Genomic DNA, 15,617 nt, shown 5'->3' with positions numbered 1-15,617 from the left:
GCGACTCAGGAGTGCGACAACTGCCCCGCGCCGCCGCGCCGGCGTATCCGCCCCTGGGCACGCTCCGCGGACCGGGCCTGCCGCCTGGCCCGGCGACGCTCCCGGCGCATGGCCCGCGCGGTGCTGCTCGGCGTCGACACCACGCCGTGCCGCTGATTCCAGACCTGACGCGTCACCCAGACGTCCAGCACACCCCATGTGGCCACCACCGTGCCCGCCACGCTGCCGATCACCATCGGGAACGCCAGCCACGACCCCGCCAGCGTGCAGAGGAAGGCCACCATCGCGAGTATCAGCGTCACGGCGACGACGAGCACCGCGCGGACGGCCGCCGTACGGACCGGGTCCGGCAGTCGGCGCCGCTGCGCGGGCTCCTCCGTCCACAACGGCCGGTAGGCCGGCTCCGCCTCCCGCGGCTCCCGTGCCGCCCGCCGCTCCGGCTGCTCCGGCCGAGCCGGTGCCGGCGTGTCCCGCCCGGCCGCCGGGGTGTCGTGATCCGCCACCTCGGGAGCCGAACGCGCCGCCGACCCGGGCGCACCGCCGTCCTCGGGCGCCTTGCGCCGCTCCGCCGTGCTCATCAACATGTCACTCCCCACCGCCAGCAGACAGCTCGCCCGTGTCCGACGACACGGCTTCCCTCTGGCTGCCCGGCTTGCGCTGCTTTACGCCGTCCGGGGGAGGGATGCGGCTCCTGTGGCCGATTCCGCCTCCCCTTCCCGCAGTGAAGGACGAACGACGACCGCCGAAGATTCCCGGACATCCCGCGCAGTCGAATACTTTCGGCCAGTTCCCCGCGCCACCGGAAGGCGCCTCCCGCGCACCCGCCGCCGGATCGGGGAGGCAATCTCCCGCAATGACCGGACAACTGACCATCATCCGCCGCTGCCGCAGGGGTTCGGGCTCCGGACGGGTCTTCGAGTCGCCTCCGCGTCAGTAGTAGGCTCGCGCCGTTTGTTGACGTACGTGTGCACCCTCTGCCGATGGGGGGCGAGCTGGGGGAGGCCATGCGCTTTCGCGGGAAGTCGATCCGCCGGAAGATCGTGGCGCTGCTTCTCGTGCCACTGGTGTCCCTGACCGCGATCTGGGCCTTCGCCACGGTGCTCACGGGACGCGAGGCGAGTCGGCTGTTCAGCGTCTCGACCGTCGTCGAAGAGATCGGCTACCCGGTCGAGGACGCCGTCCGCGTGCTCCAGCAGGAACGCCGCCAGACCCTCGTCCACCTCGCCGACCCGCGCGCCTCCGACGGGCTCGCCGCCCTGGAGCGCAGCCGCACCGCCACCGACGGGGCCATCGCCGAGATCCGACGCAACGCCGCCGACGCCGACGTACGGGAAGCGCTGGGCCGGAACGAGGAGGAGCGTCTCACCACCGTCCTCGACGCCTTCGACGGCATCGGTTCGCTGCGCCGCAGCGTCGAGGACGGCACCGTCGACCGCGCGCAGGCGCTCGGCCTCTACAACCGCCTGGTCGACCCCTGCCACGAGCTGCTCGCCAACCTCCACGTCATCGACGACGTGGGCCTGGACAAGCAGTACCGCGCACTCGTCAACGTCTCCCGCGCTCGCGAACTGCTCTCCCGCGAGGACGCCCTCCTCGGCTCCGCCCTGGTCACCGGCCGGCTGACCCGAAGCGAAGTGCGGGACGTCTCCGACCTCGTGGCCCAGCGCACCGTGATGTACGACATCACTCTCCCCCTGCTGCCGGCCGCCGACCGCGGGCGCTACCAGAGCTTCTGGAAGAACGCCTCCTCCGCCCCCCTGAGGGGCGCAGAGGAGGCGGCCGTCTCCGCCGAGGACGGCACTCCCCGCGGCGTCACCGCCAAGAGCTGGGACACCGCCGCAGGCAGCGTGCTCGACGAGCTCGGCGCTCTCGACGACAACGCCGCCGACCGCTACCAGGACCGCGTCAACCCGGTAGCGATGAACGTCATCGCCAAGGTGGTCGTCGCCGGCGCTCTCGGCCTCATCGCCCTGCTCCTCTCCCTCTTCCTGTCCGTGCGCGTCGGACGCTCCCTCATCCGCGACCTCGGGCAGTTGCGCCTGGAGGCCCACGAGGCGTCCGGCGTACGGCTGCCCAGCGTGATGCGCCGCCTCGCGGCCGGCGAACAGGTGGACGTGGAGACCGAGGTGCCGCGTCTGGAGTACGACAGGAACGAGATCGGCGAGGTCGGCCAGGCACTCAACACCCTTCAGCGCGCCGCCGTGGAAGCCGCCGTCAGGCAGGCCGAACTCCAGGCCGGCGTCTCCGAGGTGTTCGTCAACCTCGCACGACGCAGCCAGGTGCTGCTGCACAAGCAGCTCACCCTGCTGGACACCATGGAGCGCCGCACCGACGACACCGAGGAACTCGCCGACCTGTTCCGCCTCGACCACCTGACCACCCGCATGCGACGACACGCCGAGGGCCTGGTCATCCTCTCCGGGGCCGCCCCGTCCAGGCAGTGGCGCAAACCCGTGCAGCTCATGGACGTGGTGCGCGCGGCCGTCGCCGAGGTCGAGGACTACGAGCGCATAGAGGTCCGCCGGCTGCCCCGCATCGCCGTCACCGGACCGGCCGTCGCCGACCTCACCCACCTCGTGGCGGAACTACTGGAGAACGCCACGGTGTTCTCACCGCCGCACACCGCCGTGCAGGTCCTGGGGGGCCGGGTCGCCAACGGCTTCACCCTGGAGATCCACGACCGCGGCCTCGGGATGGCCGCCGAGGCGCTCCTGGACGCCAACCTGCGGCTGGCCGAAACCCCGCAGTTCGAGCTGTCCGACACCGACCGGCTCGGACTCTTCGTCGTCAGCCGGCTCGCCCAGCGGCAGAACGTCCGGGTCTCCCTGCAGCCGTCCCCGTACGGCGGCACCACCGCGGTCGTCTTCGTGCCCGACGCGCTGCTCACGGACGACGCCCCGGACACCAACGGCGTCGGCTTCCGCCTCGACCGGCCCCAGCACGTCAAGGGGAAGGAGCGGGAGGACGGCCGCCGCGCCGCTCTCTCCCACGTGCCCGCGCGGCTGCCCGGCCGGCCGGCCCCGCTGCTGGACGGACCGGTGGAACTGGAAGCGCCGGTCGGTCTGGAGGGACCCGTCGACCTGGACGCCCTCGACGATCTGCCGGGCGCGCTCGGCGATCGGGACAGCGAAGGGGACGGCCTGTTCGGCCCCCGGCGCTCCCTCGCCGCGGCGGACGACGACCAGGCGGTCCGTCGAACCGAACGGCGACGTCGCGACCCCGGCCGCGACAGTGCACCGCCTCCGGACCAGGGCCGGGCCGGCCCGCCGGTCGCGCTGCCCCGCCGCCGGACTCCCAAGCTGGTCAGTTCGCACGGCCGCCCGGTCCCCGAGCGGGCCGGCCGGGACGGCGCGGACGAGGGGCCCCCGGCAGACGCCGACCGGACGACAGACCCGACGTCACCGCGGGCACGCCCGGAGCCGCCCGCACTGCCGGTGCGCCGTCGTCAGGAGGACCGCACCGAAGCACCCACCGAAGGACACACCGACGGCCCCGACGACCGTTCCAGCGGCCGTGACACCGACCGGGCCGACGGCCGCCCCGACGTCCGCGAGGCGGACCGCGCCCAGCGTCGTGCGGCGGACCGCCCCGACGGCCGTGACGCCGCGCGTACGGAACCCGGCGGGCCGCCCTCCCTCCCGGCCCGGCGCCGCGGCACGTCCTCCACGCGCGCGGGATCGCCGTCGGACCCCGGGCCGGGACGAACGCGGCGCGCCGACCCCGCGCCCGGCGTCCCGGGCACCCCCGGGGCCCCCGACCCCGGCTCGGGCGCGCTGCCCCGGCGCGTGAGGCAGGCCAACCTGGCACCTCAGCTCAGGCAGAGCGCCGAGCGTCCCGCCGAGGACCGGCCCGGTCCCGCCGACCGGGACGCCGAGGAAGTACGCAGCCGCATGGCATCGCTCCAGCGCGGCTGGCGGCGCGGCCGCGAGGAGAACGCCGCCGGTGACGACGTCCCGGGCGGCACAGCACCACACGCACCACGAGGAACGAATGAGAGGGACGGTCGATGACCGCACCGAAGGCGACCGACCACAGCGCGACCGGGTCCGGGGAGCTCAACTGGCTCCTCGACGACCTGGTGGACCGTGTCGCGAGCATACGCAAAGCCGTCGTGCTGTCCGGTGACGGCCTGGCGACCGGGGCGTCCAAGGCCCTGACCAGGGAGGACAGCGAGCACCTGGCCGCCGTGGCGTCCGGCTTCCACAGCCTCGCCAAGGGCGTGGGCCGCCACTTCGAGGCGGGCAGCGTCCGGCAGACGGTCGTCGAACTCGACGACGCCTTCCTGTTCGTCACCGCCGCCGGCGACGGCAGCTGCCTCGCCGTCCTGTCGGACGCCGACTCCGACGTCGGCCAGGTCGCCTACGAGATGACCCTCCTCGTCAAGCGGGTCGGCGTGCACCTGGGCACCGCTCCGCGCACCGATCTGCCCTCGGGCGGGTAAGTGGGATGACATGAGCGCAGACGGTCAGGGAAGAAGCCACTGGTTCGACGACGAGGCCGGCCCCGTCGTCCGTCCGTACGCCATGACGCGGGGCCGCACCTCCAGCGCGGCCCAGCACCGCCTCGACCTGATCGCGGTGGTCGTCACGGAACCCCACGCGGACGACCCGGAGGCGGACGTCACGCTCGCCCCGGAGCACGTGGACATCGTCGAACTGTGCCGGAACGCCCCGCAGTCGGTCGCCGAACTCGCCGCCGAGCTGGACCTGCCCATCGGCGTCGTACGGGTCCTGGTCGGCGACCTCGTGGACATCGAACTCGTCCACGTGAACCGGCCCGTGCCCCCGGCCGAACTGCCGGACGAGAACATCCTGCGCGACGTGATCAGCGGGCTGAGGGCACTGTGAACCGGCCGCCGGTCACGACGAGCGCCCCGGCGCGCCCCAGGACAAACGGAACGAAGAGCGCCACGGCAAGCGGCACGAGAAGCGGCACGGCACGTGGCACGTTAAGGAGAAGAAGTCGATGATCTTCGGGCGTTCCCAGCGCGGCAAGCCGCCGGTCGAGCCCGTCACGCTCAAGATCCTGGTCGCCGGCGGCTTCGGCGTCGGCAAGACCACCCTCGTCGGCGCGGTCAGCGAGATCAGGCCGCTGCGCACCGAGGAACTCCTCACCGAGGCCGGACGGCCCGTCGACGACGTCAGCGGAGTGGAGGGCAAGCACACCACCACGGTGGCCATGGACTTCGGACGGATCACACTGCGCGAGGACCTGGTGCTGTACCTCTTCGGGACGCCCGGCCAGGAGCGGTTCTGGTTCATGTGGGACGAGCTCTCCGAGGGCGCGCTCGGCGCCGTCGTCCTGGCCGACACCCGCCGCCTGGAGGACTGCTTCGCGGCCGTCGACTACTTCGAACGGCGCTCCATCCCGTTCCTGGTCGGCGTCAACTGCTTCGAGGCATCGGCCCGGTACCCGGCCGAGACCGTCCGCCAGGCCCTCGACCTCGACACCGACGTGCCGCTGGTGATGTGCGACGCCCGTGACCGGGAGTCCGTCAAGGAGGTCCTCGTCGGCGTCGTCCAGCACGCCATGACCCAGACCGCGGACCGCCGCGCCGTCGCGACCTGACCGGCTCGGGGCAGCGGTACGTCACCCACGCGCCGTCCCCGCGGGCGCCCGCGGAGCCCCCGGCTCCCGCTCATCCGGCGGGCGCCGTGGCCCGGCCCTAGCCGCGCCGGATCCCGTGCCAGGACACCCCCGCCCGGCCCACCACCCGACTCGCCCCGCGCAGCGCCTTCGCGGCCCCCTTCAGCGGGGCCGGACAGGCTGCCGCCCGCCGGTGCTCCGGCATGCTGCCCGGTGCGCACAGGACCGTCGCCAAGGACAGCGTCACGGGCCGTCCGCCGGCCGACCACGGCACGTCCAGCACGGCGGCGGCCAGCGGGTCGAGCCCCTTTCCCCGTGGGGGCCGAACCTGATAGATGCAGGAGACATGACACGACTCTCCGCCGTGCTCCGCGGTCCGGCCACCGCCCTCGCCGCCCTGCTCGTCGTCACGGCCGCACCCGCCGACGCCCACGCGCAGTCCGGGCCCAGGGCACCGAAGGACTTCGTGGCCCTGGGAAGCGTCGACCCGACGATCGTCCAGGAGATGCGCTACGTCACCCCGCACAACTTCGTCGGCGCGCGCGTCGACGGCTACCGGCAGCCCCTGTGCATCCTCACCCGCCCCGCGGCCGAGGCGCTCCACCGGGCCCAGACCCATCTGCTGCGCCAGGGCTACTCCCTCAAGGTGTACGACTGCTACCGGCCGCAGCGGGCCGTCGACCACTTCGTCCGCTGGGCCGAGGACCTCGACGACCAGGGCATGAAGGCCGAGTTCTATCCGGACGTCGACAAGAGCCGCCTGTTCGCGGACGGATACATCGCAGAGAGGTCCGGCCACAGCCGCGGCTCCACGGTGGACCTCACGATCGTCGAGCTCCCGGCGAGGCCGACCCGGCCGTACCACCCCGGGCAGCCCCTGGTGCCCTGCTACGCACCCCGGGACGAGCGCTTCCCCGACAACTCCGTCGACATGGGCACCGGCTACGACTGCTTCGACACCCGCTCCCACACCCTCGACCCCCGCGTCCAGGGCGCCCAGCGCGCCAACCGGCTGCTGCTGAAGAACACCCTGGAACACGTCGGCCTGGTGAACCTCCCCGAGGAGTGGTGGCACTTCACGTACAAGCCCGAGCCCCATCCGGACACCTACTTCGACTTCCCGGTCTCCGCCGGGTCGCTCACCGGCCGCCCCTGAGCCGTCCGCGAGGACGCCCCCACCCCGATCGGCTACAGTCCGCGGCGTGCCCACCACCCAAGCCCCCGTTCCCGGCCCCGCACCCGGCTCGCACTGTTCGAGCTGCGGAACGCGCTACGGGGACGGCGTCTCCGGCTGGCCCCGCACCTGCCCGGCGTGCGGCACCCGGGCCTACCGCAACCCCCTGCCGGTCGCGGTCGCCCTCCAGCCCGTGTACGACACCCAGGGCACCGCCCTGGTCGTCATCACCCGAACCGTCACCCCCGCACGCGGGGGCGTCGCACTGCCCGGTGGCTACCTCGACGACCGGGAGGAGTGGCGGCAGGCCGTCGTCCGAGAGCTGAGGGAGGAGACGGGCATCGACGTGCCGAGCCGCGACGTGCGTCTCGCCGACGCCATGAGCTCGCCCGACGGCCACCTGCTGCTCTTCGGGCTCCTCCCCGAGCGCCCGGCCGCCGGGCTCCCGGCCTCCACCACCACGAACGAGACGCAGGGATGGCACCTGCTGCGCCGAGCGGAGGAACTCGCCTTCCCGCTCCACACCCACGCCGTGCGGGCCTGGTTCGAGGGCCGCTACGTCTGAACCGCGCCCCCGGCGAGCCCGCGGACACGCACCGGGCAGGACGGCTCGGCCACCCCGCCCTCGTCCTCCCGCTCCACGACCACCCGCCGTCCCTCCCAGCGCGAGACGTACCGCTCGATCTCCGGTTCCGCCCAGCCGTCGCCCCCGTCCGGCACGACCAGCCCGCCACCGACCCGCCCCCGCGCGGGCGCCCACGCCTCCAGTGCCGGCCGGCCGTCCTCGCCCCGCACCGGAATCACCGCTCCCGCGCGCGCGAACACCGGAATCCGCTCCGGCGGAGCGTCGGCGAGAACCTGCGCGGGCCCCTCGTACGCCCGCTCCGTGACCACGTCGTACCACCGCCCCCGCGGCAACCGCACCGCCCGCCGGTCCGCCCCCGGGTCCAGCACCGGAGCCACCAGCAGGCGGTCGCCCAGCAGGAAGGCGTCCTCGCAGTCCCGCAACGCCCGCTCCTCCGGCGACGACCACCACAGCGGACGCACGTACGGCGCGCCCGTTCGCCGGGCCAGGTGCGCCAGCGTCACGAAGTACGGCAGCAGCCGCCGCCGCTCGGCGAACGCCACGCGCGCGTGCTCCAGCACCTCGTCACCGAACTCCCACGGCGCCCCGCCGGCCGCCCGCGGCCCCCCGTACGTGCGGAACAGCGGCAGGTGGGCGGCCAGCTGCAACCACCGTAGATACAGCTCCGGCGACGCGCTCCCGCCGGCCCCGCCCACATACGTCCCCGAGTACGGCACCCCGCACAACCCGAACCCCATCACCAGCGCCAGCGAGGCCCGCAGCCCCGGCCACCCCGTGGCCACCGCCCCGGACCACGCGCCGCCGTACCGCTGCATGCCCGCCCACCCGGAACGCGAGAGGACGAACGGGCGCTCCCCGGGAGCCAGCGCCCGCAACCCCTCGTACCCGGCCCGGGCCATGCACAGCGCGTGCACGTTGTGGGCCTCCCTGTGGTCACCGCCCCGGCCCTCCATCGAGTGCCGGGCCGACCGCGGCAGGGCCGACTCCCCGAACGCGGCCAACGAGGTGGGCTCGTCCAGGTCGTGCCAGAACCCGGCGAACCCCCGCCCCAGCCGCTCTTCGTAGAGCCCGCCCCACCACGTACGCGTGCGCGGATGAGTGAAGTCCGGAAAGACCACGTCACCGTGCGGTGCCGCGCTCCGCACGACGGCTCCGGAGGCGTCCCGCACGAAAACGTCCTCGCCCGTCCCGCTCTCGTACACGGCACCGCCGGGCACGGCCGGGACCGACGAGGCGACGGCCGACACCAGACGGATCCCGTCCCGGCGCAGCTCCTCGGCGAGGACGGGCAGCTTCGGATACCGCTCCTCGTCGATGGTGAACACCTCATGGGCGTCGAGATGGCCGACACCCAGGTGCACGGCGTCGAGCGGCAGATCACGCTCCTGGTGACCGGCGACGGCGCGCCGCACCTCCTGCTCGTCCCCCGACCCCGACAGCGCGTGATGGTGACCGAGCGCCCACGCCGGAGGCAGCGCGGGCGCCCCGGTCAGCGACGCCCAGGCCAGCAGCACGCGCGCGGGGGTGCCCACCGACACCCAGCACCGCAGCGGACCACCGTCCATACGCAGCACACTCTGCCCGGGCCGGTCGTGCCCGGACCCCGCCCCCTCCTGGCCCTCCCGCACCCTCACCGTGCCGTCCCACGCGCTGTCGTGGAACACCAGATGCGTCCCCGCGTCGGCCACCACCAACTGCACCGGCATCGTGAGGGACGACGTGGCCCCACCGCGCGCGGAAGGCCGGCCGGGACCGGCGTTCCACAGCCGGTACGTGCCGTCCCGCAGCCGAGGCCCCGCAGCCCGCGCACCGAGCCCGAAGAACCGCGCGTCCGCCGCCACCTCCGACCGCTGCGTCCAACGGGCCGGACCACCGCCGACCGGTTCCCACCAGCGCGGCGGCAGCTCACGGCGCAGGACGACGCCCCCGGGCGTACGGATCTCGATCGCGCCGAGCCGGGACACGATCACCGTCGCCCGCTCGGCCACCACCCGCCACCCGCCGTCCTTGTCCGGCTCCAGCACGGCCCGCGGATCCGGCTCCGGACAGGGGCCCGGCACCGCGTACGACGGCTCCGGCCCGGCTCCGTCCCAGCCCCAGAACACGGAACCGTTCACGGCGACGCGGATGCTCAGCTCCGAGCGGCTGAACCGGACGACCCCGCCGCCGGGCCCGGGCTCCACCTCCCGCATCGAGCCCGGCACCCGGGCACGCTCCGCACCCCGCGGCGGCAGCCCCACCGCGTCGGCTCGACGCCTGCGCCACGCCGCCCGTACGGTCCGCAACCCCTGCGCCGCCCCCGCAGAAGCGACCACTTTCATCGAACGCACCAGGTCACGACCGTCCATGCTGCTCACCCTGCCATCGACGGCCGTCCGCGCGGGTGTCGTTCAACTGCCGTTCACCCGTGACCGCACCACATCTTCATGACACCGGCCATGCGGGGCGCGCCCTGGTGCGGAAGTCGATCACATGGCATCGTCCGTGTCAGCCGCGTCACGCGCACAACCCCAGCCCGTGCGCGGAGGACGCACACGACGCGCACAGTCCGGGAGCCGCCCCATGACGACCGTGAACCCTCAGCCGCTCTGGCAGCCAGATCCGCAGCGCATCGCCCGGGCCCGGATCACCCGCTTCCAGAGCTGGGCCGCCGAACACCACGGCGCCCCCGCCGAAGGCGGCTACGCCGCCCTGCACCGCTGGTCCGTCGACGAACTGGACACTTTCTGGAAAGCCGTCACGGAATGGTTCGACGTACGCTTCTCGACCCCCTACGCACGCGTGCTGGGCGACCGCTCCATGCCGGGCGCCCGGTGGTTCCCCGGCGCCACGCTCAACTACGCCGAACACGCCCTGCGCGCGGCGGCCACCCGCGCGGACCAGCCGGCACTCCTGTACGTCGACGAGACCCACGACCCGAGGCCGGTCTCCTGGGCCGAGCTGCGCCGCCAGGTCGGTTCGCTCGCCGCCGAACTGCGCGCCCTCGGCGTACGCCCGGGCGACCGCGTCAGCGGCTACCTCCCGAACATCCCGCAGGCCGTCGTCGCCCTCCTCGCCACCGCCGCGGTGGGCGGCGTCTGGACCTCCTGCGCACCCGACTTCGGCGCCCGAAGCGTCCTCGACCGTTTCCAGCAGGTCGAACCCGTCGTCCTGTTCACCGTCGACGGCTACCGCTACGGCGGCAAGGAACACGACCGCCGCGACACCGTCGCCGAACTCCGCCGCGAACTGCCCACCCTGCGCGCCGTGGTCCACATCCCGCTCCTGGGCGGCAGGGCCCCGGAAGGCGCGCTCGAGTGGGAGGCCCTGACGGCCGCGGACACGGACCCCGTCTTCGAGCAGGTGCCGTTCGACCACCCTCTGTGGGTGCTCTACTCCTCCGGCACCACCGGCCTCCCCAAGGCCATCGTCCAGTCCCAGGGCGGCATCCTGGTCGAACACCTCAAGCAACTCGGCCTGCACAGCGACCTCGGACCCGAGGACCGGTTCTTCTGGTACACCTCGACCGGCTGGATGATGTGGAACTTCCTCGTCTCCGGCCTGCTCACCGGCACCACGGTCGTCCTCTACGACGGCAGCCCCGGCCACCCCGACACGGGCGCCCAGTGGCGCATCGCCGAACGCACCGGGGCGACGCTCTTCGGCACGTCCGCCGCCTACGTCATGGCCTGCCGCAAGGCCGGCGTGCACCCCGCCCGCGACCACGACCTCTCCAGGATCACGTGCGTCGCCACCACCGGCTCGCCGCTGCCGCCCGACGGCTTCCGCTGGCTGCACGAGGAGTTCGCGCAGAGCGGGGCCGACCTCTGGATCGCCTCGGTCAGCGGCGGCACCGACGTGTGCTCCTGCTTCGCGGGCGCCGTCCCCACCCTCCCCGTGTACATCGGCGAGCTCCAGGCCCCCGGCCTGGGCACCGACCTGCAGTCCTGGGACCCGGGCGGCGCCCCCCTGACCGACGAGGTCGGCGAACTGGTGGTCACCAACCCCATGCCCTCGATGCCGCTCCGCTTCTGGAACGACCCCGACGGCAGCCGCTACCACGACAGCTACTTCGACACCTACCCCGGCGTCTGGCGGCACGGCGACTGGACCACCCTCACCTCCCGCGGGTCCGTCGTCATCCACGGCCGCTCCGACTCCACCCTCAACCGGCAGGGCGTCCGCATGGGCTCGGCCGACATCTACGAGGCCGTGGAGCGCCTGCCCGAGATCAAGGAATCGCTCGTCATCGGCGTCGAACAGCCCGACGGCGGCTACTGGATGCCCCTCTTCGTGCACCTCGTCCACGGAGCCGTCCTCGACGACGCCCTGCTGAAGCGCATCAAGCAGACCATCCGCGAACAGCTCTCCCCGCGCCACGTACCCGACGAGGTCATCGAAGTCCCCGGAGTCCCGCACACCCTGACCGGCAAGCGCATCGAGGTCCCCGTCAAACGACTCCTCCAGGGCACCCCGCTCGACAAGGCCGTCAATCCCGGCTCGATCGACAACCTCGACCTGCTCCACTTCTACGAGGAACTCGCCCGCAAACGCCACTGACCAGGCCTTCGAGGAGCCGGCCGCCCCCCACGGCGACCGGCTCCGCGCCCCGCCCCGGCGCCGTTGTCAGTGCCGCCGATTACTGTGAGTGAGTATTGATCGACGGCGCACAGGGGGAATCATGGCGCACACCGACCGGACCACGCGACGCGTCCTGCGGCGGGAGATCGCCGGCACCATCGGACTGCTCACCGACGAGCACGACTTCCGCGCCATGCGGCGCTACCGCAGCTTCACCTTCGACGACCACGCCACCTACCTGCGGCAGGTGGAAGCCCTGCTGAGGGCACGCGCGTCCGAGGGCACCCACACCACGGTCGCCCTCTTCGACCCGGAGGAGTACGCGGACTTCTGCGCGGCGGCCGGCCTCGACCCCGACGCCCCCACCAGCCGGAGCCGCTTCACCGCCGAACTCGCCGCTGGCGGCCCCACCGTCCCGTACGAGGGTCAGTCCCTCGCCGACCTCCTTCCGGCCCTCGTGGACGAAGCCGTCCGCCAGGCCACCTGGGAGTACGCCTCCACCCTGCTCGCCCGCCTCGGCAGCTGTGCCACCTGCGGCGAAGACCTCGGCCGGGCCGCCTTCGTCCGGGCCTCACGCCTCCTTGGCCGCATCCTCGAGACGGCCCCACCGGGCAACCGGCACCTGGTCTGCAGCGTCTCGGGCTCCCCGGAAACCGTCGTCTCCGTCCTCCACGCCGACGAGGACCTCGACGGCACCCCGCACCTCGACGAGGCCGAGGCCCTGGAGTTCACCAGCGTCCTCGCCCTCGGCCTCGCCACGCACAGCCCCGGCGGACTGGTCATGCGCACCAGCCCCCCGAACGGCCCCGACCGCATCCACGGCTGGCGCCTGAGGGGGTACGGCCTCGAACCCCTCACCGCGGGGGAGGTCTTCGACGCCTACTGCACCGACGCGGAGTCGGGCGACCTCATCTCCCCGGAATCCAACGTCGACTACTGCGCACCGCCGGACCTCGGAGACGACCACCTGCCACCGGGGCACCACCACTGAACGCCTGCGGGGCGCCCCACCCGAAGGTGGAACGCCCCGCACCCAGTCGCAGCGGCAGCCCCTCCGGCGTCTACTCGCCGGAGAGCACCGCCTGAGCGGCGTTCCGCGCCTCCTCGGCGCTGTCCGACGCCCGCGCGGCCGCCGCGGCACGCTCGCACTGCGCCAGCGTGAACTTCGCCAGCGTCGCCCGCACGTACGGCAGTGACGCCGCACCCATGGAGAGGGAGGTGACCCCCAGACCGGTCAGCACACACGCCAGCAGCGGATCGGACGCGGCCTCACCGCAGACACCGCAGCTCTTGCCCTCGGCCTTCGCCGCTTCGGCGGACAGCGCGACCAGGTCGAGCAGCGCCGGCTGCCACGGGTCCTGCAACCGGGAGACGGCGCCCACCTGCCGGTCGGCCGCGAAGGTGTACTGCGCGAGGTCGTTCGTTCCCAGCGACAGGAACTCGACCTCCTGCAGCACCGAGCGTGCCCGCAGGGCTGCCGAAGGGATCTCCACCATGGCGCCGAACTTGGCACGCAGCCCGGCCTCGCGGCACGCGTCCGCGAACGCCTTGGCGTCGGCGCGGTCCGCCACCATCGGGGCCATGACCTCTAGGTAGACGGGCAGGCCTTCCGCGGCCTTCGCCAGCGCGGTCAGCTGCGTCCGCAACACGTCGGGGTGGTCGAGCAGCGTCCGCAGCCCGCGCACGCCCAGCGCCGGGTTCGGCTCGTCGCCCGGGGTCAGGAAGTCCAGGGGCTTGTCCGCCCCGGCGTCCAGCACGCGCACGACGACCCGGCTCTCGGGGAACGCTTCCAGTACCTGCCGGTACGCGGCGACCTGTGTCTCCTCCGAAGGCGCGTTCTCGCTGTCGTCGAGGAAGAGGAACTCGGTACGGAAGAGACCGACGCCTTCGGCTCCGGCCTCGACCGCCGCCGGCACGTCCGCGGGGCCACCGATGTTCGCGAGCAGCGGCACCTTGTGGCCGTCCGAGGTCGCGCCCGGCCCCGTCGAGGCGGCCAGCGCCGCCTTGCGCTCGGCCGCCTCCGCCGCCAGCCGGCCCTTCTTCTCCTCGCTCGGACTCACGAAGACCTCGCCGGTACTCCCGTCCACGGCGACGACCGTGCCCTCGGGCAGTTCTCCGGCACCGGGGAGCGCCACCACGGCCGGCACTCCGAGCGCCCGCGCGAGGATGGCGCTGTGACTGGTCGGTCCGCCCTCCTCGGTGACGAAACCGAGGACCAGCGTCGGGTCCAGCAGCGCCGTGTCCGCGGGTGCCAGGTCCCGCGCGATGAGAACGTACGGCTCGTCGCTGTCCGGTACGCCGGGCATCGGCACCCCGAGCAGCCGGGCGACGATACGATTCCGCACGTCGTCGAGATCGGCCACACGGCCGGCCAGGTACTCGCCGGCACCGGCCAGCAGGGCGCGATAGGCGGCGAAGGCGTCGTACACGGCACGCTCGGCCGTGCTGCCGACGGCGACCCGCCGTTCCACGTCGGCCATCAGCTCGGGGTCCTGGGCCATCATGGCCTGCGCCTCGAGCACCGCCTGGGCCTCACCCCCCGCCAGGTTGCCGCGCGCCATCAGGTCGGCCGCCACCGCCTCCACGGCCTTGCGGGCGCGCCCCTGCTCGCGCTCCGCGTCCTCGGCCGGAATCTGCTTGGCCGGCGGTTCGAGCACCGCCGTGCCCATGTGCCGAACCTCGCCGATCGCCACCCCGTGGCTCACGCCGACGCCTCGCAGCGTTGTCTCCATCTCACCCGTCCCGATAATGCGGCGGGTCCCGCCGCCGCGGTGGTTGTCCTGCCGGCCGTTCACGACGGCCCTGCCGTCACTTCCAGAGGAAGAGGGTCTCGCCCGCCTTCACTTCGCCGTCCTCGCGAAGCTCGGCGAGAGCTTCGGCCGTCGCCTCCAGGGCGACGACCGGACAGATCGGCGACTTGCCGGAGGCCTCGACGGCGGCCGGGTCCCAGCGCACCACGCCCTGCCCGCGCACGACGGTGTCGCCCTTGTTCACCAGCAGCTCGAAGCCCTCGCCGTTGAGCTGCACGGTGTCGATGCCGAGGTGGGTCAGCACACCGTGCCCGTTGTCGTCGACGACGACGAAGGCGTGCGGGTGCAGGGAGACGATGACCCCGTCCACGGGGGCGACCGCCTCGGAGGGCTCCCGTACGGGGTCGATGGCGGTACCCGGGCCGACCATGGCCCCGGAGAAGACGGGATCGGGCACTGCGGCCAGTCCGATGGCACGTCCTACGAGCGGGGACGAGACGGTGGTCATGGGAAGCCTCCCAGGGGCGGAGATGTGTACGGGCCGTCACTGCCTGTCCCGGACGGCGCACTGTGCAGCAGCGTATGTCATGGGAAGTACCGGTTCCGCATGAGTGTTCCGATTAGAGGTCTAGACCACAGTCCTCACGGATTTGCACCCGTTCCACGGCTCCGTGTACAGTCGTTCTTCCTGCTTGAGGTTGAGCGATGCGAAGTAAGGCGTTCTCGCCCCGGCAGTACCCAACCCATCAGATCCTATCGCCGGGCCGGATCGCCTTCTGCATGCCCGCAGGACGGTGGTCAAAAGCACCGGGAAAGCCTGGTAGTGTTGGAAACACCGAAGGGAAGCGCCCGGAGGAAAGCCTGAGAGAGTCTCTCGGGTGAGTACAAAGGAAGCGTCCGTTCCTTGAGAACTCAACAGCGTGCCAAAAGTCAACGCCAGATATGTTGATACCCCGACCTG

The 15,617-nt window shown here is 72.9% G+C and carries 12 protein-coding genes; 8 read left to right on the top strand and 4 right to left on the bottom strand.

The window, feature by feature from the left end; genetic code table 11:
- Nucleotides 1-5: 5 nt before the first annotated feature.
- A complete protein-coding gene (locus ACVV2G_RS13225; RefSeq protein WP_453842876.1) occupies nt 6-584 on the bottom strand; it encodes a hypothetical protein in 579 nt (192 codons plus the stop codon).
- A gap of 420 nt (nt 585-1,004) precedes the next feature.
- On the opposite strand from ACVV2G_RS13225, the gene ACVV2G_RS13220 reads away from it, so the two are divergent.
- From ACVV2G_RS13220 to ACVV2G_RS13195, 6 genes are all read left to right on the top strand, one after another.
- Nucleotides 1,005-4,010 carry a sensor histidine kinase gene (locus ACVV2G_RS13220; protein ID WP_453843081.1) on the top strand — a complete coding sequence of 1,002 codons (3,006 nt, stop codon included), beginning with the start codon at nt 1,005-1,007 and terminating at the stop codon, nt 4,008-4,010.
- Nucleotides 4,007-4,441 carry a roadblock/LC7 domain-containing protein gene (locus ACVV2G_RS13215; protein WP_453842875.1) on the top strand — a complete coding sequence of 145 codons (435 nt, stop codon included), beginning with the start codon at nt 4,007-4,009 and terminating at the stop codon, nt 4,439-4,441. The genes ACVV2G_RS13220 and ACVV2G_RS13215 overlap by 4 nt, the downstream gene beginning before the upstream one ends.
- 10 nt (nt 4,442-4,451) lie before the next feature.
- A complete protein-coding gene (locus ACVV2G_RS13210) occupies nt 4,452-4,847 on the top strand; it encodes a DUF742 domain-containing protein (RefSeq protein ID WP_453842874.1) in 396 nt (131 codons plus the stop codon).
- Between the two features lie 118 nt (nt 4,848-4,965).
- Nucleotides 4,966-5,568 (top strand): GTP-binding protein, encoded by a 603-nt coding sequence (locus ACVV2G_RS13205; protein WP_453842873.1) that lies wholly within the window; start codon nt 4,966-4,968, stop codon nt 5,566-5,568.
- A gap of 364 nt (nt 5,569-5,932) precedes the next feature.
- A complete protein-coding gene (locus ACVV2G_RS13200) occupies nt 5,933-6,742 on the top strand; it encodes a M15 family metallopeptidase (protein WP_453842872.1) in 810 nt (269 codons plus the stop codon).
- Nucleotides 6,743-6,788: 46 nt separating this feature from the next.
- Nucleotides 6,789-7,325, top strand: coding sequence for an NUDIX domain-containing protein (locus ACVV2G_RS13195; protein WP_453842871.1), 537 nt, complete (start codon nt 6,789-6,791; stop codon nt 7,323-7,325).
- On the opposite strand, the gene ACVV2G_RS13190 is transcribed toward ACVV2G_RS13195, so the two are convergent.
- Entirely contained in the window at nt 7,316-9,694 is a 2,379-nt protein-coding gene (locus tag ACVV2G_RS13190; RefSeq protein WP_453842870.1) for a glycoside hydrolase family 31 protein, read from the bottom strand. The two genes, ACVV2G_RS13195 and ACVV2G_RS13190, sit on opposite strands and share 10 nt — an antisense overlap.
- A 214-nt stretch (nt 9,695-9,908) precedes the next feature.
- Between ACVV2G_RS13190 and ACVV2G_RS13185 the strand changes: the two genes are divergently transcribed.
- Nucleotides 9,909-11,885, top strand: a complete 1,977-nt coding sequence (locus ACVV2G_RS13185) for an acetoacetate--CoA ligase (protein WP_453842869.1) — start codon at nt 9,909-9,911, stop codon at nt 11,883-11,885.
- Nucleotides 11,886-12,006: 121 nt separating this feature from the next.
- Nucleotides 12,007-12,897 (top strand): hypothetical protein, encoded by an 891-nt coding sequence (locus ACVV2G_RS13180; protein ID WP_453842868.1) that lies wholly within the window; start codon nt 12,007-12,009, stop codon nt 12,895-12,897.
- Nucleotides 12,898-12,967: 70 nt separating this feature from the next.
- Here ACVV2G_RS13180 and ptsP read toward each other — a convergent pair whose 3' ends face one another.
- Nucleotides 12,968-14,638, bottom strand: coding sequence for a phosphoenolpyruvate--protein phosphotransferase (ptsP, locus tag ACVV2G_RS13175; RefSeq protein WP_453842867.1), 1,671 nt, complete (start codon nt 14,636-14,638; stop codon nt 12,968-12,970).
- Between the two features lie 76 nt (nt 14,639-14,714).
- On the bottom strand, nt 14,715-15,164 hold the full coding sequence (locus ACVV2G_RS13170) for a PTS sugar transporter subunit IIA (protein ID WP_453842866.1): 450 nt from the start codon (nt 15,162-15,164) through the stop codon (nt 14,715-14,717).
- Nucleotides 15,165-15,617 lie beyond the last annotated feature (453 nt).

It is taken from the genome of Streptomyces sp. JK94 (genome assembly GCF_053613315.1).
The sequence above is the reverse complement of the archived record's forward strand: the minus strand, read 5'-3'. Positions and strand labels throughout refer to the sequence as shown.